The sequence below is a fragment of the Paenibacillus sp. FSL H7-0714 genome (genome assembly GCF_038003765.1).
Lineage (GTDB): Bacteria > Bacillota > Bacilli > Paenibacillales > Paenibacillaceae > Paenibacillus_AQ.
This window is the reverse complement of record NZ_JBBOPT010000001.1, coordinates 211,724-230,503: the sequence shown is the minus strand read 5'-3', so window position 1 is coordinate 230,503 and position 18,780 is coordinate 211,724. Positions and strand designations below refer to the sequence as shown.

Here is an 18,780-nt window from a genome sequence, read left to right as displayed (position 1 = left end):
TAAGATGTCTTTTACTTCACTACACCCGTTACACCATGTTTTTATTTCAGTGGCTTCCACACCCAGTTCTCTATTTCTGGTAAATCATTTCCCTCTTCACGAATGTATTGATGATGTTTCTTAAGGATCGCATCCATTTCATCCAAGATGGTCTTATGTTCATCCGCATCAGGCAAGCTGAGAATAGTCTCCTTCGTCAGGTCAAAGCGATCCATCTGATTCAATACACGCATATCGAATGGAGTTGTAATGTCCCCATTCTCACGGTATCCATGTACATGCAGGTTATGGTTATGACGCTCAAAGAAAAAGTCTCTAATCAGACCTTCATAACCGTGGAAAGCGAAGATAACAGGTTTGTCTTTTGTAAAAAACTGATCAAACTCTTCGTCAGATAAGCCACGAGGATCCTGTTTTCGACTTCTTAGTTTTAATAAGTCCACCACGTTGATATATCGAATCTTAAGTTCAGGCAGTTTCTCATGCAGTATGGAGATTGCTGCCAAGCTTTCAATTGTTGGTTCTGTACCTGCAGAAGCAATGACAACATCCGGCTCTCCACCTTGATCGGTGCTTGCCCAATCAATAATCTTCAGGCCTTTTCCAACCAATTCTTGTGCTTCGTCAGCACTAAACCACTGTAGTCGCGGTTGTTTGGACGTAACGATTAGGTTTATTTTTTGACGGTCGTTTAAGACAGTATCAAAGACAGCCAGCAAGGAGTTCGCATCCGCAGGTAAATACTCACGGATAAATTCAGACTTCTTGTCAGCTAAGTGACCTAATATCCCTGGATCTTGGTGAGTGTAACCATTGTGGTCTTGTTGGAATACGGTTGAAGTTGCCACCACATTTAAGGATGGGATATCTGCACGCCAGCTTTGATCCTTTGCCTTACGCAGCCATTTGAAATGTTGAGTAATCATAGAATCGACTACACGCAAGAAAGCTTCATAACTTGCAAAGAAACCATGACGGCCAGTCAACACATACCCTTCAAGAAAACCCTCTGCCTGATGCTCGGACAATTGAGAATCGATAACACGTCCATAAGATGAGAGAAATTCATCATTTGGTTCCTTAATTTGATCCAACCATTGCCGTTTGGTTACTTCAAAGATAGGTCCCAGACGATTAGACATCGTTTCATCCGGTCCGAAAATTCTGAAATTGCGATTTCCTTCGTTAAGAGAAATAACTTCCTTCAGGTATTTACCCAGAACGGACATATCTTGTGCAATAACTTGACCTGGTACGGAATTGTCAAGCGTAAAGTTGCGGTAATCTGGCAAATGCAGGTCTTTAATCAGGTTGCCGGCGTTAGTTACAGGATTCATAGCCATACGGCTGTCTCCTGAAGGCAGGATCTCGGCAATTTCAGCTTTCAAACGGCCATTGTCGTCGAATAACTCTTCCGGTCTATAGCTGTTCAGCCACTCCAGCAACGCTGGCGCGTATTTCATATTTTTTTGGTCAACCGGAATTGGCACCTGATGGGCACGGAACGAATTTTTAATGGGCACACCTTCCCATTGCTCTGGACCTGTCCAACCCTTAGGAGAGCGGAAGACCAGCATTGGCCAGACCGGACGAGTAAGATCATTGTTCTCACGCGCATTTTTTTGAATCTCTTCAATTCTTTCGACGATAGTATCGAGCACCTTGGCCATTTCTGGATGCATTAGATCAGGATCTTCACCTTCAATAAAGAATGGTTGCCACCCCATACCTTTAAAGTAGGCGGTAATTTCTTCTTTCGATTGACGAGATAAGATCGTTGGGTTACTGATTTTGAATCCATTCAAGTGCAAGATCGGCAGGACCGCACCATCGGTAACTGGGTTGATGAATCTGTTGGAGAACCATGAAGTAGCTAGTGGTCCAGTTTCAGCCTCGCCATCGCCAATCACAACAGCCGATATCAAATCGGGATTATCCAGTATGGCACCGACACCATGAGAAAGAGAATAACCTAATTCACCGCCCTCATGAATAGAGCCAGGTGTTTCAGGAGCGGCATGTGAAGCAATCCCACCTGGGAATGAGAATTGTTTGAACAATTTCTTCATACCTGTGATATCTTGCGTAATTTCAGGATAAATTTCCGTGTAACTACCATCCAGATAGGAATTTGAAACCATAACCTGACCACCGTGACCAGGACCTTCAATATAGAACATGTTCAAATCATATTTAGTAATTACACGATTCAAATGGGCATAAATAAAGTTTTGGCCAGGAATAGTGCCCCAGTGTCCGATGGGCTTAATCTTTAAATCTGCACCCTTCATTGGCTCCTTTAACAACGGGTTATCTTTTAAATACAGTTGACCTACGGAAACATAGTTCGTAGCACGCCAATAGGCATTGAGTTTTTCTAAATAAACTTTTGATGAGTAATCACATTCCATGGATAATACCATTTTTCCACTCCCAAAATTTTATTTTTTTGCTTTTACTTTGCCGTATTTTAAATATCATAAAAAATATAGAGACACTTTTTTCGATAAGGTTATGCTTGATCGCTTAACTCTATTTTGTACAAAACAAAAAAAATAAGACCGAGAAAAATTCCCCAGTCTTACTCTTAGTCACCGATATCTATAATGGAATTAGGGCATAATTTCAACCGGATAAATCGGATTCTAGAAATCTGTTCGTTATTTTCGACGGCGAATGTTCATGCGATTATACATCACTAAACCGGCGATGACCATCCCCAGCGTACCTATACTACTCGCTACTTCAGTCTGCATACCAAACAAAATACATACGTTAGTCACCAGGCTTCTCGTAAGCAACGCGACAATAATTAGCATGATCGGACGCCAAAAGTTATATCTTCTCATTTCAGTAACACTCCTAACCCATTTTTCTTAAGCGCTTAACCTAATTTGTCTATATGTATTATAGCATAAGTAAGTAACCGCATACATTTTACGTAATCCTAACAATTATGATCTAATCAGGGCATAATTCAGCCCCCACCCTCCTTCTTCGTTCGACTTTAGGTATAGACTTATCATTTTTTACGGATTATAATAACAAAAGAACACCAAAAGACGAACATTAAGGCGGAAATCATGACTGAATATATGCAAATATTCCTAGGCACTTCATTTTCAAGCAATTCACCAAAGGAAATTCAAATTTTAAAAGACCATCTCTACTGCATTAATACAGATGGAATGATAGAAAAGATCGTTTCACCAGAAGAACCCGACTATCAAACTTTACTAGCTACTTATCAAGGCCAAGACAACTTCCATCGATTAGCTGAAGGTCAGTATTTTTTGCCTGGCTTTATCGACTTGCATGTTCACGCCCCGCAGTGGGCTCAATCTGGAACTGCATTAGATATTCCACTCTATGATTGGTTAAATACGTACACCTTCCCACTGGAGTCTAAGTTTTCGGACCTGAATTTTGCTAAAAAGGTCTACTCTGATGTGGTTGATACTTTACTTGCGAACGGAACTACTACAGCCCTTTATTTTGCAACGGTGCATAAAGAAGCCAGTTTACTATTAGCCCAAATATGTGCGGATAAAGGGCAACGCGGACTCGTTGGAAAAGTGGTAATGGACGACCCTCAAGGAAATCCAGAATACTATCGCGACACTGACACCGACACCGCACTTAAAGATACAGAAGAATTTATACTAGCGGTAAAAGAACTAGCCAAATCTACTAAGCAAGGCGTTTATCCAGTAGTGACACCTAGGTTCATTCCTAGCTGTACAAATGAGGCTTTGCAAGGTTTAGGAGACTTAGCCGCCAAATATGATACTCATATTCAATCGCACTGTAGTGAAAGTGATTGGGCACATGGTTATGTACAAGAACGATTCCAGAAGAACGATGCTTTTGCCTTGCATGATTTCGGTCTGCTCCGTGATAAATCTGTAATGGCGCATTGTAATTTTTTAGAAGAAGACGATGTAGAGTTATTTGCAGAGACAGGAACGGCTATTGCGCATTGTCCGATATCAAACGCTTATTTTGCCAATAGTGTCATCCCTATCGCTCATTTCCACTCCAAAGGTGTAGAGATTGGTTTAGGGTCTGATATTTCTGGAGGTTTTTCACCTAGTCTCTTCGATAACATAAGACAAGCTGTAATGTCTTCAAGAATGCTAGAGGATGGCGTTAATCCTTCCCTTCCTGCACAAGAGCGTGGATTATTAGGATCACGGATTAAGATTGATGAAGCTTTCTATCTTGCTACTGCTGGCGGTGGTAAAAGTTTAAGCTTACCTATCGGTCGGATACTAGAAGGCTATACATGGGATGTTCAAATTATTGATACGAAATTACCATCGGCTAGATTGCCTATTTTTGATGGGAATGAAGATTTAGAGGACGTGTTTCAAAAGATGATGTATTTAGCTCGACCTGAGAATATCCGTGAAGTCTGGGTACAGGGTGAAAAGGTTCATTCACGTTAAGGATCGATAAAACTAGAAAATATAAGGTGGGCATCTGAGTGGAAACACAAGCAAACGTACAAGATCAAGCGCCATTGAAGTCACAACTATTAACCGTTCTACCTGATGAAAAAGTTTCCTTCGGTAAATCCATCATCCTAGGCTTTCAACATGTATTGGCAATGGACGTTTATGTAGTTCCTTTCCTGATTGCAATGTTAATCGGCTTACAACCGAATCAGTCAAGCGCGTTGATTCAATCTACCTTTATTGCTGCTGGACTTGCAACGATTGTGCAGACTTATTTCTGTATGAAGCTTCCTATCGCGCAAGGTCCATCTTATGTTCCGCTTGGTGCGATCGTCAGTATTTATGCCGCTAGTGGCGGCGGGGAGCTGGGTTGGAGTTCCGTATTAGGTGCCAGCTTAATCGGTGCGGTTCTAGTTATTATTTTGGGCTATGTCGGGATCTTTAATAAAATCGTTAAGAACTTTATCCCACCCATTGTAGGTGGTACGATCATATTCATAGTTGGTCTTTCTTTATTACCTGTTGCTATAAGAGACAATATCTATGGAGCTTCAGGCGCTTCAATCAATCAGAACGTTTTGTTAGCCCTTATTTCAGCAGGTACACTCCTTTTATTCGTGATTCTCGGTTCTATGTTCCGTAATAAAGGATCGATCTTCCGAATTATTTCCGTCATGATGGCGTTAGTAGTTGGATGTATCTCTGCTAACATGATGGGTGTGTTAGATTTCTCAGCGATTAGCAAAGCGAACTGGTTTAGCATGCCTCGTATCGCTTTTGTAGATTTCGGATTCTCGTTCAACTTTTCGGCTATTATCACCATGGTTATTATTTATCTCGTACTGCTAGCTGAAACAACAGGTACCTGGTTTGCTGTCAGCAACGTAATCAATAAACCTTTAACAGACGAACATATTAATAAAGGGGTTATCGGTGAGGGGATTGGCTGTCTTATTGCTTCTGCACTCGGTTCAACACCTGTAACAGGCTATTCTACCAATGCGGGCATTATCTCCATCACAGGTGTTGCCTCCCGCCGGGTTTTCCTCGCAGTAGGAGGATGGTTTGTCCTCTTCGGTTGTTCTGGTAAATTAGCTGCTCTGATCTCTTCCATTCCATCCGCTGTAATCGGCGGCGTCTTCGCTATCGTCTGCGGGATCATTGCAATTAATGGTGTACAGGTGATGAAGAACGTAACGATTGGCGAGAAAGAAATGTATATTATCGCAATACCGATGATTATCACGTTAGCTTTGGTACTCATTCCTGGCGACTACTTGCATTCCTTACCTTCATTCGTGCAATATTTATTGGGCTCACCTATCCTAGCGGCTTCATTGGCAGCGATCTTATTGAATAAACTACTGCCAAGTGGAAAATAGAACGTAAAATGCTAGATCTTAAAACGGGCATCAAATGATGTCCGTTTTTTACTTATTTCCTCAGCTTATTGGGTAATGGAATATGCCTAATTGACTCAATGGGATGATACAGTAACATCCATGGACCTGAAAAACGCATAACCCCTTTTATTCTTTGACGATACTCCGGTTTATAACAATGAATAGGGCATTTAGCACAAGCCGTTTTCACTTCCCCGAACTTACAATAAGCTAACCTCTTCAGAGCATAATCGTTTAGATCCTGACATTCGTTGCAAAGCCCCTTATGGTGATGTTTTTTCTTACAATATATACGAATCATTTTCGTGACAATATCTTGTTCTTTTTGAATTTTAGGACCTCCATTTAACTTTCGGTTCACCTTTATTGTCATTTATGAGCCCCCTTGTAACTTGTACAATAAGATCTCATCTAATTATAGAGGAAAAGCAGTCCTTCTTTTTTTACATTTCTAAGGATTTTTATCATACTACACACCCGAGGCGTTATTTCGTTATACTCATAATTATTTTAGAAAGGCTGTAACGTTTATAGCTTTTTACGGATATATAAAGTGAGGAGGTGAACGGATGCAGGACAACGAGGAATTATACAGGGAATATTCAACCCAAGTATATAAATTCGTATTTAGTTTTTGTCATAATCACTTACTGGCAGAAGAAATCACCCAAGAAACCTTTTATAGAGCTATAAAGTCCATACACAAATACGATGGAACCTGCAAAGTATATGTATGGCTTTGTCAGATTGCTAAGCATGTGTGGTATCAGGAACTGGACAAGCAGAACAAAAGGAAGACTTGTGAATTAGAAGACCTTCCTTTTTCTAACACAAATTCAACAGAAACTGAATTCATTTTAGCTCAAGACAAAATGGAGTTATTTAAACAGCTTCATTTACTTGATCCAAATACCAAGGAAGTATTGTATCTGCGTTTGACCGGAGAGTTCAGCTTTCGGGAAATTGGCGAAATTCTCGGAAGGGATGAAACCTGGGCAAGAGTTACCTTTTACCGTGGAAAACAAAAATTAATGAAAGGAAGATCTTCATGAAATGCGAGATCATTCAGGATTTATTGCCCTCCTATATCGAAAAGCTAACCTCGTTACATAGCAACGAAGAGATTGAAAAACATCTGCAAACCTGCGAAAGCTGCCTTCAGTCATATAACGAAATGACTGCAACAGCAAATCTAAACGTGCCTATTGTTGATAAAGAAGAGGTTAACAAACTTAATTATTTTAAAAAGGTGAAATCAAAAAACATAAAGGTAATCGTCCTTTCCATCTTATCGGTAATCATACTGGCTGCAGCTCTTATTGGACTTTTTGTGATTGGCTTCCCTGTGTCCTCAAAAGATGTGACCATCGATTATCAGAAGACAAAGACTCATTTGGAGGTTCATCTGACTTTGGAAAACGGCAAGGACTTGGTGTTCTCAGGAAAAACCAAATTTATCCGCGATGAAAATAATAATGTGATCGGTTCCGAAACTAGGTATACCCCTAGAGGCTTGATTCACAATCCCTTTGATGATGTAGGAAAAAAAGTTATGTTGGGGACGGAGATTCAAACCGATCTGGATTTTCCAAACAAATTTATCCTTGAATTCAAAGATAAAACTATGACGTTCATTAATGGCGTTTTGGTGGAGTAGACATTGCCGTTAAAATGAAAAAAGACACCTTTTAAGGTGTCTTTACTGATACTCCATGTGGAACTTAGTATCTGTTCATACCTCTATGATGAGCGAAGAACTTGTCTTCTCATCCACATCGTTGCAACCCACTTTTCGCCTTTGATCACTGGCGTACCTGCATGCAAGGTGGACTCGTTTAATTCATGATTATCGTAAAAATATTCGAAGTAGACCGCCATACCTTTGTTAGGACTCACTGTTAAATTAAGCATAGGGAAAGCTGTTTCTCCACCTTCCTCCACATCATTCAAATACATCACGAGCGTACTAATTCGATTATTGCTACTTGCTCGACTCGTTTGAGTGAAGAAATCATGATGGGGTAAATACTCTTGGCCAGGGATATACAGCAGAACTTGCAAGCCATCACCATGCTCGATAGGAATATTCATAATTTGAGAGAATCGTTTCTCGATTCTTGTAACCGTCTCATTCTCCTCACAGAACACACCACTGCTCGTTCTAATCGGATTGACCGCATGGTCTTCACCAATTCTTGAACGTTGCAATCGTTGCCTAGAATATTCAATTAACTCATTACACTCCTCATCGCTAAGCACATTTCCTAACAAGACAACCAGCGGTTCCTCATACTTGGCAAGAATTCGAATCTCTCGATCCTCTGTCTTAATCGTATTTCCAGCATGATCAAATATCGTCCGTTCTTTGTCTGTCGCATTCCCTGTCGTATTCCCTATCATCCTTATGCAGCTCCCAAGTTATAACATCCATCGCAAAAAACATACCATAAAATGGTTTTATTTGCTTGATTAACTTCAGAACATCTAAAGACTCAGAAAATCAGCCTATTGTACGCTTATATAAATCTACAGACAAATCAAATCCCTTTCGATACACAAAAAAACCTTCAACCACATGGCTTGCGGTTGAAGGTTTTCGCTGTCGCTAGCTTAGTTTAGCTGCTTCGAGGAAGCGCTGTAGAATCACGGTCATTTCGGCACGTGTAATGACGTTGTCCGGGGTAAGCTGACCTTGATTGCCTTTAATGATTCCGTATTTAATGTTAAGCGCAGCAGCTGCTCTTGCGGACAAGTTAAGCAAGTGGTGATCTTTGAATGCGCTAAGCTGTTGGGTGGCTTCACGATCGGTAATCGTTGTTTCTAAACCGGCAAGCTTCATGGCTTTCGCCAGCAGCACCATCGCTTCTTCCCGACTTAGCTTCTCGTTGGGAATGTACTGACTGCTATTACTTGTCGTTACTAACCCATAGCCCTCCGCAATGGAGACCGTTTCATAATACCACTGACCACTTTTAATATCAGAAAAGCTTGCAGACTGATCGAATTCATGCAATCCGAGAGCCCGAACCAGCATCGCCGTGAACTCTGCTCGGGTAATTTGCTTGTTCGGCTGGAAGCTCGATTCGGAGATGCCTTGGACAATCAGCTTCGACGCCGCTTGCTCGATCTCTTTCTTCGCCCAATGCTTCTGAATATCGGCAAAGGTTTTAGAATTCTCTATTACGGCATAGGCGCTATTCGTCAGGCTGTAAATAACGGCAAATGTCTTGCCGTTCTCCTTCACTATTCGGGTTGGCACCGGCACAATGTTTCCGTCCTTCGTAATCGTAATGCCCGTCATGATTCTACTGTAGGGATCTGCCGAATTTGGGATAGTGATCGTCCGCTCGACATAGCTGAGAAACTTGTTGAGTTCAATCGTGGTACCACCATGCTTTGCCGATATGTTGAAATTGATCACCGGCGACAAGAGTCGGGCTTCCCCTAACTTATTGGAAACCTGCTCGATATCATTATCTGGCGCATTATTAATCTCGACTTGAATCTCCATGTTGCGCAGCGCATCTTCCGATCCGAAGCTCTTCGCGACGAGGCTCCAATCAATCTGATTAGCGGCTAGGAGATAGGAAGCAAGCTCCGTTTGAATTTGAATATCCGCGTTTCGGTCATTTAGTGTTTTGATAATTTGACTGTTTAAGAGTAGAAGAACACGATCCGAATCATTGTGAACCGGTATGAAAATGAATGGTTTATTGGATAAGGAATCAAGGTAACGCGATAATTTTGCTTCGTCGAAGGTTACCGTTGTCACTTTCTTTCCGTTAATAACGGCAGTTGTTACTTTTCCTAAATCCTTGTGCTTCACACCATTGATTTCAATCTCCAGCTCTGAACCTGAACTTAAGCTTGAAACTAAACTTGAAACTGAATCCGAACCGGATTGAGCGGTCGGGACATTCAGCGTAAACGTAACACTCGTCTGATTGCCTGCTGCATCGGTGACGACGAGCGTATAGTTGGCGGAAGAAGTAATTGTCGCTCCATTTGTGAACGGCTGGCCGTTTATAGTAGCCGTACCCTCATTGAATCCAATCGTTAACGGACTCGTATAGTTGCTTATTCCTGCAGTTAGGCCGGTTATCTTCGGGTTTGTTTTATCAATCGTGAAGGATACGGTAGTAATGTTGCCCGCCGCATCCGTGACGACGAGCGTATAGTCGCCTTCGTCTCTGACTTCAGATCCGCTTACAAATAAATCTCCGTTTAAGGTTGCAGTACCCATGTTAAAGGTGATCGTTCTGTCGGTATTATAGCTCGCTCCGTAAACAACACCGATTACGGATGGGCCAGTTTTATTCATCGTAAAGTTGACTGTCGTAACGTTGCCTGCCGCATCCGTCACAATGAGCTTATAGCTGCCTTCTCCGGAAACAGTCGCGCCGCTCGTAAACGAGTCTCCATTCATGGTCGCTGTGCCTTCGTTAAACGCGATCATTCTATCCACATTGTAGCTTTCTCCTTCAGCAACGCCGGTAACCGTTGGGGCAGTTTTATCGATAGTAAAGTTAACCGTCGTAACGTTGCCCGCCGCATTCGTGACGACGAGCGTATAGTCACCTTCTGCGGAAACGGTCGCGCCGCTCACGAATGGATCACCGTTCATACTCGCTGTACCTTCGTTAAATGCAGCTGATTGGTTCGTATTATAGCTAGATCCTTCAGTCACACCACTAACCGCAGGAGCAGTTTTGTCGATGGTGAATTGAATGGTTGTAACATTGCCCGTCCCGTCCGTTACGATAAGCGTGTAGTCGCCTTCGTCTCTGACTTCAGATCCGCTTACAAATGAATCTCCGTTTAAGGTTGCAGTACCCATGTTAAAGGTGATCGTTCTATCCACATTGTAACTCTCTCCGTCAGCAACGCCGGTAACCGTTGGGTTGGTTTTATCGATAGTAAAGTTAACCGTCGTAATGTTGCCTGCCGCATCCGTTACAATGAGCTTATAACTGCCTTCTGTGGAAACCGTCGCGCCGCTCGTGAATGGATGGCCATTCATAGTCGCTGTGCCTTCGTTAAATGTGATCGTTCTGTCCACATTGTAACTCTCTCCGTCAGCAGCGCCGGTAACCGTTGGGATGGTTTTATCGATAGTAAAGTTAACCGTCGTAATGTTGCCTGCCGCATTGCTGACGACGAGCGTATAGTCACCTTCTGCGGAAACGGTCGCGCCGCTCGTGAATGGGCTTCCGTTCAATGTAGCTGTGCCTTCATTAAAAGTGACCGTTCTGTCCACATTGTAGCTCGTCCCGTCAGCAACACCGGTAACCGTTGGGGCAGTTTTGTTGATGCTAAAGTTGACTGTCGTAACGTTGCCTGCCGCATCCGTCACAATGAGCTTATAACTGCCTTCTGCAGAAACCGTCGCGCCGCTCGTGAATGGGCTTCCGTTCAATGTAGCTGTGCCTTCATTAAAAGTGACCGTTCTGTCCACATTGTAACTCTCTCCGTCAGTAGCGCCGGTAACCTTTGGGATGGTTTTATCGATAGTAAAGTTAACCGTCGTAATGTTGCCTGCCGCATTGCTGACGACGAGCGTATAGTCGCCTTCTGCGGAAACGGTCGCGCCACTCGTGAATTGGTGGCCATTCATAGTCGCTGTGCCTTCGTTAAACGTGATCGTTCTGTCCACATTGTAGCTCGTCCCGTCAGCAACACCGGTAACCGTTGGGGCGGTTTTGTTGATGCTAAAGTTGACTGTCGTAACGTTGCCTGCCGTATCCGTCACAATGAGCTTATAACTGCCTTCTGCGGAAACCGTCGCGCCGCTCGTGAATGAACTTCCGTTCAATGTAGCTGCGCCTTCATTAAAAGTGACCGTCATATCTGCTTTATAAATTCCATTATTAATAATGCCATACACGGTAGGCGCGGTTTTGTCGATCTGAAATTCTATTGTCGTTGAGTTGCCAGCAGCATCCACCGCGATGAACGTATATGTTCCTTCCACACTCACGACGGTTCCGCTGGTGAATGGACTGCCGTTCAACATTGCGTAGCCTTCATTAAAGGAAATCGTCCGATTTGAATTATAAAGCCCGTTATTCGTGATGCCGCTCACTACGGGTTTAACGGTATCAAGCGTAATCGTATCACTTAAAGTTATGATATCTTTACCGTCTGTTATTTGATAATAAACGGTTTGGATTCCTTCTGCATTAAACAACGTCCAATTTTTGCTCGACAAAACGTCTTCCCATTTGCTCCATGTTAGCTGATCGTTCGAAAACCTCACTTGCAACACATCTTCAACATCTGGATCGGAAGCCGTTAAATTCAGCTTCACGCTGCTCGAATTCGTGTACAGTGCGCCGTTGTTAATCGCTATCGATCCAGTTGGAGGATCGCTTTGCGCATAGGTGACGATGAGTTTAGGATGATAGGCTGCGGTGAGATACTCTTTTGAGCTGACGAATGCGCGTGCGTTCGTTAAACTTTCATTGCCTTGGAGGATGAATGTAGCCTGCCGATCAACCGCACTCGTGATTTCGGCCACAATAGGCGTAACATCAAAGGTTACGAATCCGTCATTGGGTATCTGGTTATTGGATTTCCGAGTATAGTTAATCGAGGATTTTTGGGGAAAGACGGCTCTGTCCGTATTATCCATATCGTTATTGTCCGAACCGTACGCGTCTAAATAAAAATTGGCAAGATCGCTTCCTTCTTTGAAGTTCACATAAAGCTGAAGCTCATATTTGATCGGCCTACCCGGATGCGGGAGGTTAGAATCCAGATTGAAGCGTAAGGCTCCTCGGGCCGTATAAGCCCCTCCTTCAATACCTTTGCCAATATATATCCTGCCTTGCATGTCATTATTAAACACTCCAAAATCGCTGTCCCATAACAAATCACTTTCTGCCGATAACGATTGGGTCGTTATCGGCTGATCCGCCGCCAAAACCGGACCCGCCGCCGGTGCCAGCAATCCGACGAATAAAACGGCGATAATAAAAAAGATTGGTTTTCTTCCTTTCAACATGGTCTTCCCCCTTTGTAATGGACAAAAAATCTGAAGTTTTCGTTAGCTTCAGGTCGAGAAACGTAAAGGCCCCGTATTTCGTTATTATCGATACGGATATTCTGCGTCAACGTAGATAATGAAGTACATTGGAAAATAAAGTTACATATTATTGTGGGGTTGGCTACCTCCGGCTACCTGAAGCACCGCTAGATTCACTTGTAAGTTTCCTGCAGATCAGGGTCATGCCACCTTCAGTGACTATCTCCAATCTATATAATAAATCTTTTAAAATGTGATAAGTAGTGACGTCAGTCATCAAATTGTCATATGACATTTTTACATTTTATGGTGTAATAATCCATAACCTCATTCAGTTGTGGATCTATATGGTGGAGGTGAGCCGCAGCGATCCCCTGTCCGAAAATAACACATATCTGTATCCCCTTTATACCTGAACACTAATAAAAAAAGCCCCAAACATATTGTTTGGGGCTTCGAGCTCTATATTAGAGTTTTACGACATTCTCAGCTTGTGCTCCGCGATTGCCTTGTACGATATTCCACCGGGTTTAATATCGCACTTTTCCTTTGATACGTAGATAGCATAACTCCTGCTAGAATGAACAAAGACCCTAATATTTCTACACCTGTGATCGGTTTATGCAGTAATATCAACCCCATGATCATAGCTACAAAAGGCTCTAAATTAGATAATACAGACGCTTTTGAAGCATCAACATGGCGAATATTGTTATTCCAAACCAGTGTAGCTACACCATGTACAACAACAGCTGTTCCGATCAGAAGAGCCCAATCCGTAATATTCGAGCTCATTCGTAAAGGTGTATCTAGCGAGAAGGCAAACGGGACCGATACAATAAAGCCCACCAGATTCGAATATAAAGTAATCGTGAGTGGATCTATTCTTTGTGAGAGTACCCTAGTCATAATAATCATAATGGCGAAGGTTATCATCGTTACAACAATCCACAGTAGTCCTTTATCAAAATGCAAAGAGGATGATCCCCCTTTTACAACGACAAAATAAATACCAATGATCGCTAGAATAGACCCCATCAACATACGGATCGTTAATCTTTCCTTTAAAAAAATTGCCGCTAATAAACCCGTTAAAATAGGAGTCATAGCTAAAATGATTGCAGATGTTGTTGGATCAGCTGTTTGCAGCCCTTTAAAAAAGGACCATTGATTAATAAACACACCAATAACACCTAGCGATAAAATTAGGAATACATCCCATTTACTCACCAGCTTAAAATTCTTTTTGTAAGCCGTTATTCCTACTAGACATAACACTATAAATAAAAGTCTCAGTGAAGTTAATAGACCGGGGGAGAAGTCCTCAACTAAGATCTTTCCAAACACAAAATTACTGCCCCATACGACTACACAAAAAGTGAGCCAACCATAAGCTTTTAACATTTAAATCACCTTTCAATAATACCGACTCCACAATTTTCCCATTACAGCCTTACGCCAAAAAAATAGACCCCACCCATCGTAAGATACGGGGTCTATTGTACTGTTGGTTATAAGCATCGGTTCTTCTTTGTATCTATTATAACCTCCATGGGTTTTTCATGCGCTTAATTTATAGAGGAAAAAATATCCACAATGCGTTGAATGTAACATATTAAGCCTCCACTTTTTTCTTATTCTTCATGGACCCGGGAGCACCCGTGCCAAACTGATAACGGTAAAGTACAACTACAGCAATAATCACTAGGGACATGACGAGAAAAATATTACTGTACACATGGGCAGTTGCATTAGCATTCAAAGGATTGAACTGCACAGCGGCAGTACCCTTGTCGAGCATTTTACCGACCACACTCATGGCCATCGCGCCAGAGATAAAATTGATCATGGAGAGTAATCCCATACCCACTCCTGTTTCCTCTTTTGGCAGCGATCGCGAAATCGTATTGGACATCGAGATTTGCATGAAAGTCTGGCCCACGTTCCCTAATATTAAAATAATGGCAATGAAATATGCCGATAATCCAATAAAAGTAGAGAGTAGGGAGAAAGCAAGAAATAACAATACCGAAGCGACGAACACAAGCACGAAATTACCACGATCATCAGCCAACCTGCCTCCCTTGCGTCCCATGATAGCCGAAGCAATAGCAGCTGGTACTAACACGAAACCAATGGTCGAAGGGGACAAACCATTCACTGTCGCTAGAAATTGTGGTGTCATGAATGTCATGCTAAAGCTCATAGCTGTCGTCGTAAAAGCAAGCAACAACCCAATCGAATAGGTTTTGTTACGGAACAAAACGGGTTTAATAAAGGGTTCCTCAGCTTTCCGAATCCGAATGATAAATAAGGCTAGCAAGACAAGGCCCCCGAGGAACAACCACAGTTGCATCTGTGTGATGGCAAGCAAGAAGATTGCGACTGCTGCAGCTAGTAACCCGCCACCAAGGACATCAATACTTCCTGCCTTCCCTCTCGCATTATCTAAATACTTTCGGAAGAAAGGAAGCGTCAGTAGCGGAAGCAAGGAAAGGACAAACATGAGTCTCCAGCTCCCAAAGCTGGTGATGAGGCCTGCAGCGACCGGCCCCAAAGCATTACCAAGCGCTAACCCAACCGCAGAAGTTCCAAGCGCTCTCCCCCTCTTCTCGGGAGCAAAATAACGGATTGGAATGATCATTGCTGTTGCAGGAAGGACGGAAGCACCGGCAGCTTGAATTACACGGCCCAGAATAATAATCCAAAACTCACTAGCAAGCAGACCTATTAATGAACCGAGAGCGAATATAAGCAGTCCATACGTTAACAGATCCTTCAACCGATATTTATCCGCCAATTTCCCCATGACGATGGAACCTACCGCGTAAACCACCATATAACTGGTCATAATCCAACTAACCTGCGAAGGAACGAGATTAAACTCTTTGCCGATCTCAGGAAGAGCTACATTGAACATCGTACCGTTCATAACCGAGAATATTAGGGTAACTACAAGTATTTTCAGCAGCTTATCTGCATTTTGTGATGATGTATCCGCCATAATCTAAACCTCTTTTCTGATTAAATTCATAATGAACTATAAGTAAAAAGATAAATAATGAGTATCCTCAGTATTATATATTACTGAGGATACTCATTATTTTCTCACCTGTCAAGTTATATCCTTTACATGGAACTATAGCTGGATACGCCTTATAAGAGTATAATATAAAGAGTGTACTCATTAAGAGTGCACACATATTCACCGTTGCCATGAAATTGTGAATGAAAAATTGACAATAAAGTCAAGGAGGCACTACATCCATGAACACAGATCATCCCAAGGCGATAGACGTCATTCACATATTAATGAGATCAACCAACTACATTAAAACAGAATTTCAATCCCAGTTATTAGCGCTTAATACGCCTTATCATCTCTCCGGTCCCAGGTTACGCCTGCTTTCAGTCGTTGCTGAAACAGGCAATATCCGTATGAATGAGTTAGCTGTTAAGTTAGGGATCAAAGCACGCACCGTTACCGATTTTGTTGATGCACTCGAGCAGGATAAGCTCCTCGTTCGAATTCCTGACCCAACCGACCGACGAGCTACACTGATCCAGCTTACGGAGCTTGCACAATCCACGATTGAGGAAGTTCTTACTTTCCAGGATACAGTCGCTGACAACATGCTGGAGAATCTTTCAATGGAGCAAAGAAAGCAATTCTATGACCTTCTATTGCAACTAACCAAAAACAAAGCAATCTCCGATTTATGTGAAGAAGCTAAGTGAGTCGCAGCCATATCGAGGACAGGAACTCACGGCACCCAGCTCACCTCCCCCGGAACTCATCCCTCAGCAATCTGCGGTTTCACCCTTGGCTGTCGATCCGGGAGCAATTGCTGGTTGTTTGTTTCGGAATACGTACGTTTAGCTCGTGAATAGAAATCAATTCTGGTTTTTCCCGGTTTTCGTAGGACGCACCTCGGTTGCGGGGTTTCAGTGGAACGGAAGATTTTGGGTCTACACTGGAATCCTTCACATGCTTCTAAATAAACACGTAAAAAACTCCGTTCTGCTAGGAACGGAGCTTTTGGATCTACGTCAGAGTTAATTATCATTTAACCCTTAATGCTTGGCCACAGCGTGCACAGTAGCGGGTACCCTGAGGAGACAATGACCCGCAGCCTTCACAGTAAAGCTCCTGCGTCATAGGCTTCACTTGATCGTCATGCCTTATCGCCTCATGCGTGGTTGGATTCAACATATTCAATGCATGGAACTCCTCTTTTCTTCCCCTACGAATAAGTGAAAATAATAAATAGATTCCTATAAACCCGACTACAGCCATAGCTCCCGCCTTCATCAGACCCGATTCAAAGTGATAATTCCATAGTGCATGCATCACGACTGCTGCCAAAAACATCTCCATTGCACGTAGCCCTCTCGTCCACGGCTTACCGTCCCCCAAATTCGAGTGCTTATGCATGCTGTTTGCATACCAGATACCCACAGTTGCAATCGCAGTCCATGTTCCATGACCGAATGGCGATAATAATGCTCTCATCCATAGGACTGCGAGCATCCCAAGTGAAGAGGCTTCGTCTATATGCACCCATCCATAAATAATACTTTCCACTGCAGCAAATCCCATTCCTGCTGCGGCACCAAACACCACTGCATCCATCAGAAAATGGATTTTTCGCGTTCGAACGAGCATCACACAGACTAATAATTTTGCAGTTTCTTCTATTAGAGCTACAGACAAAGGTACGTAAAACCGCGAAAAGTCAAAGGAACTTGCTTTTGCTTCAAAAAGCCAAATCCGCTCTAAATACCAAGCCAGAGGGATAGCAACAATTGCGGTAGACACAAAAACTAAACCAAGCCTCCTCTGACGAAAGCCTATTAACTGCTGATTTCTCACAAAAGCTACGAATGCTAGAGGACCCACCACACCTCCAACAATTAAGGCGGCAATCTTCCACCATTGGCTATGAAGGAACAGTGCCAAGAAGGATAAGACAAGGAATCCACCGACCAGCCATAGCAACTGGTTAATCCAATTGTCTTTGGCTTTAGGTAGCGATTCATTATCCTCGATAATAGATTCCTCGCCGAAAGCAATTGTAACTCTCTCCATCAGATGGGGGGTTCGCATATTTAGAAACTCAATGAGTTGTTGACGAACCGGAGCGTAATAATCGAGTATAGTTAAGAATTCTAACTTGCCCATGATTAGCAATTCACTATCTTCTATCGCGATCAACGTGTGTGAGGAAGCCGTGTCTGTTAGTAACTCTGTCTCTCCATAAAAATCCCCTTCACGAAGAACAGTCTTGCGCCGCTTTTGACCGTGAAGTTCGATACTCCCGCTACTAATCATGAGAAATTGATCCATTACCGCACCTTCTACGATAATCTCTTCGCCCTTCGTTACTTTCTTGATCATTGTAATCTCTGCAAGACCCCGAAGTTCAGCATCAGGGATGACCGACCAAATTGTCGCTTTGCGAAGCATACTATGGATCATTCGGATCCGTGTATTCACAAGTACACTCTCATAAAATAGCGGACTCAGCTTCGCCAAATATTCGAACGAGGAACGGTCTAGACGCAAAGCTTGTACTGGCCCGATTGCCGTAACACTAGCTGATCTTTGTACGTTCCGAATAAGACCGATCTCTCCTACTAACTCTCCCGGTCCAAGTTCAGCTAAGAGCAGCGCCTTTCCAACTAAGTTCACCGAGGTGACTTGCACTTTCCCTTGCCATATAATGAAACAGTCCTTAGAGGTGGACTCTTCCATAAGAAGTCGTTGTCCATCCTCTAAAGACATAAGTTTTATAGCGTTAATTACATTTCGTAGCTCATCATCAGGAATACCTCGTAATAACGGATGATCACGTAGAAAATCGACTGCAGCACTTGGTATCATAGGTTTAACTCA

At 42.8% G+C, this 18,780-nt stretch carries 13 protein-coding genes and 2 pseudogenes; 7 read left to right on the top strand and 8 right to left on the bottom strand.

Annotated features, from left to right (window positions below; genetic code table 11):
• Positions 1 to 41: 41 nt before the first annotated feature.
• Positions 42 to 2,423, bottom strand: a complete 2,382-nt coding sequence (locus tag NST34_RS01095) for a phosphoketolase family protein (protein WP_341126959.1) — start codon at positions 2,421 to 2,423, stop codon at positions 42 to 44.
• Positions 2,424 to 2,660: 237 nt separating this feature from the next.
• The gene (locus tag NST34_RS01090) at positions 2,661 to 2,849 is read right to left on the bottom strand and encodes a hypothetical protein (protein WP_042184077.1); all 189 of its coding nucleotides are present in this window, start codon (positions 2,847 to 2,849) and stop codon (positions 2,661 to 2,663) included.
• Positions 2,850 to 3,083: 234 nt separating this feature from the next.
• On the opposite strand from NST34_RS01090, the gene guaD reads away from it, so the two are divergent.
• Together guaD and NST34_RS01080 are read left to right on the top strand one after the other, a co-directional pair.
• Complete coding sequence (gene guaD, locus NST34_RS01085) at positions 3,084 to 4,448, top strand: guanine deaminase (RefSeq protein WP_341059044.1); 1,365 nt, start codon at positions 3,084 to 3,086, stop codon at positions 4,446 to 4,448.
• Positions 4,449 to 4,486: 38 nt separating this feature from the next.
• The gene (locus NST34_RS01080; protein ID WP_076286682.1) at positions 4,487 to 5,839 is read left to right on the top strand and encodes a uracil-xanthine permease family protein; all 1,353 of its coding nucleotides are present in this window, start codon (positions 4,487 to 4,489) and stop codon (positions 5,837 to 5,839) included.
• A 52-nt stretch (positions 5,840 to 5,891) separates the two neighbouring features.
• Here the strand turns inward: NST34_RS01080 and NST34_RS01075 are convergent, their stop codons facing one another.
• Positions 5,892 to 6,233: a nitrous oxide-stimulated promoter family protein gene (locus NST34_RS01075; protein WP_341126958.1), complete on the bottom strand. Its 342-nt coding sequence runs from the start codon at positions 6,231 to 6,233 to the stop codon at positions 5,892 to 5,894.
• Between the two features lie 196 nt (positions 6,234 to 6,429).
• On the opposite strand from NST34_RS01075, the gene NST34_RS01070 reads away from it, so the two are divergent.
• From NST34_RS01070 to NST34_RS01065, 3 genes and pseudogenes are all read left to right on the top strand, one after another.
• Complete coding sequence (locus NST34_RS01070) at positions 6,430 to 6,912, top strand: RNA polymerase sigma factor (RefSeq protein WP_076286683.1); 483 nt, start codon at positions 6,430 to 6,432, stop codon at positions 6,910 to 6,912.
• A pseudogene (locus tag NST34_RS32060) lies at positions 6,909 to 7,004 on the top strand (zf-HC2 domain-containing protein); the annotation flags it as partial. The gene NST34_RS01070 and the pseudogene NST34_RS32060, both read left to right, overlap by 4 nt.
• 30 nt (positions 7,005 to 7,034) lie before the next feature.
• Complete coding sequence (locus tag NST34_RS01065; protein ID WP_339799711.1) at positions 7,035 to 7,517, top strand: hypothetical protein; 483 nt, start codon at positions 7,035 to 7,037, stop codon at positions 7,515 to 7,517.
• A gap of 83 nt (positions 7,518 to 7,600) precedes the next feature.
• On the opposite strand, the gene NST34_RS01060 is transcribed toward NST34_RS01065, so the two are convergent.
• From NST34_RS01060 to NST34_RS01045, 4 genes are all read right to left on the bottom strand, one after another.
• Positions 7,601 to 8,257, bottom strand: coding sequence for a 2OG-Fe(II) oxygenase (locus NST34_RS01060; protein ID WP_371915751.1), 657 nt, complete (start codon positions 8,255 to 8,257; stop codon positions 7,601 to 7,603).
• Positions 8,258 to 8,465: 208 nt separating this feature from the next.
• On the bottom strand, positions 8,466 to 12,863 hold the full coding sequence (locus NST34_RS01055) for an S-layer homology domain-containing protein (protein WP_341126957.1): 4,398 nt from the start codon (positions 12,861 to 12,863) through the stop codon (positions 8,466 to 8,468).
• A gap of 507 nt (positions 12,864 to 13,370) precedes the next feature.
• Entirely contained in the window at positions 13,371 to 14,288 is a 918-nt protein-coding gene (locus NST34_RS01050) for a DMT family transporter (protein WP_076286806.1), read from the bottom strand.
• A gap of 211 nt (positions 14,289 to 14,499) precedes the next feature.
• On the bottom strand, positions 14,500 to 15,888 hold the full coding sequence (locus tag NST34_RS01045; RefSeq protein ID WP_076286807.1) for an MFS transporter: 1,389 nt from the start codon (positions 15,886 to 15,888) through the stop codon (positions 14,500 to 14,502).
• Positions 15,889 to 16,151: 263 nt separating this feature from the next.
• Here NST34_RS01045 and NST34_RS01040 point away from each other — a divergent pair, with 263 nt between their 5' ends.
• Positions 16,152 to 16,622, top strand: coding sequence for a MarR family winged helix-turn-helix transcriptional regulator (locus NST34_RS01040; protein ID WP_076286808.1), 471 nt, complete (start codon positions 16,152 to 16,154; stop codon positions 16,620 to 16,622).
• 19 nt (positions 16,623 to 16,641) lie between these two features.
• Positions 16,642 to 16,944, top strand: a pseudogene (locus NST34_RS01035) (hypothetical protein); the annotation flags it as partial.
• 3 nt (positions 16,945 to 16,947) lie between these two features.
• Here the strand turns inward: NST34_RS01035 and NST34_RS01030 are convergent.
• Positions 16,948 to 18,768 carry a cyclic nucleotide-binding domain-containing protein gene (locus NST34_RS01030; RefSeq protein ID WP_081393263.1) on the bottom strand — a complete coding sequence of 607 codons (1,821 nt, stop codon included), beginning with the start codon at positions 18,766 to 18,768 and terminating at the stop codon, positions 16,948 to 16,950.
• Between the last annotated feature and the right edge of the window lie 12 nt (positions 18,769 to 18,780).

Excerpts from the sequence above, each read along its gene's own strand:
- NST34_RS01095 (WP_341126959.1), bottom strand. The coding sequence starts at position 2,423 with ATGGTATTATCCATGGAATGTGATTACTCATCAAAAGTTTATTTAGAA.
- NST34_RS01090 (WP_042184077.1), bottom strand. The coding sequence starts at position 2,849 with ATGAGAAGATATAACTTTTGGCGTCCGATCATGCTAATTATTGTCGCG.
- guaD (WP_341059044.1), top strand. The coding sequence starts at position 3,084 with ATGACTGAATATATGCAAATATTCCTAGGCACTTCATTTTCAAGCAAT.
- NST34_RS01075 (WP_341126958.1), bottom strand. The coding sequence starts at position 6,233 with ATGACAATAAAGGTGAACCGAAAGTTAAATGGAGGTCCTAAAATTCAA.
- NST34_RS01070 (WP_076286683.1), top strand. The coding sequence starts at position 6,430 with ATGCAGGACAACGAGGAATTATACAGGGAATATTCAACCCAAGTATAT.
- NST34_RS01065 (WP_339799711.1), top strand. The coding sequence starts at position 7,035 with ATGACTGCAACAGCAAATCTAAACGTGCCTATTGTTGATAAAGAAGAG.
- NST34_RS01055 (WP_341126957.1), bottom strand. The coding sequence starts at position 12,863 with ATGTTGAAAGGAAGAAAACCAATCTTTTTTATTATCGCCGTTTTATTC.
- NST34_RS01050 (WP_076286806.1), bottom strand. The coding sequence starts at position 14,288 with ATGTTAAAAGCTTATGGTTGGCTCACTTTTTGTGTAGTCGTATGGGGC.
- NST34_RS01045 (WP_076286807.1), bottom strand. The coding sequence starts at position 15,888 with ATGGCGGATACATCATCACAAAATGCAGATAAGCTGCTGAAAATACTT.
- NST34_RS01040 (WP_076286808.1), top strand. The coding sequence starts at position 16,152 with ATGAACACAGATCATCCCAAGGCGATAGACGTCATTCACATATTAATG.
- NST34_RS01030 (WP_081393263.1), bottom strand. The coding sequence starts at position 18,768 with ATGATACCAAGTGCTGCAGTCGATTTTCTACGTGATCATCCGTTATTA.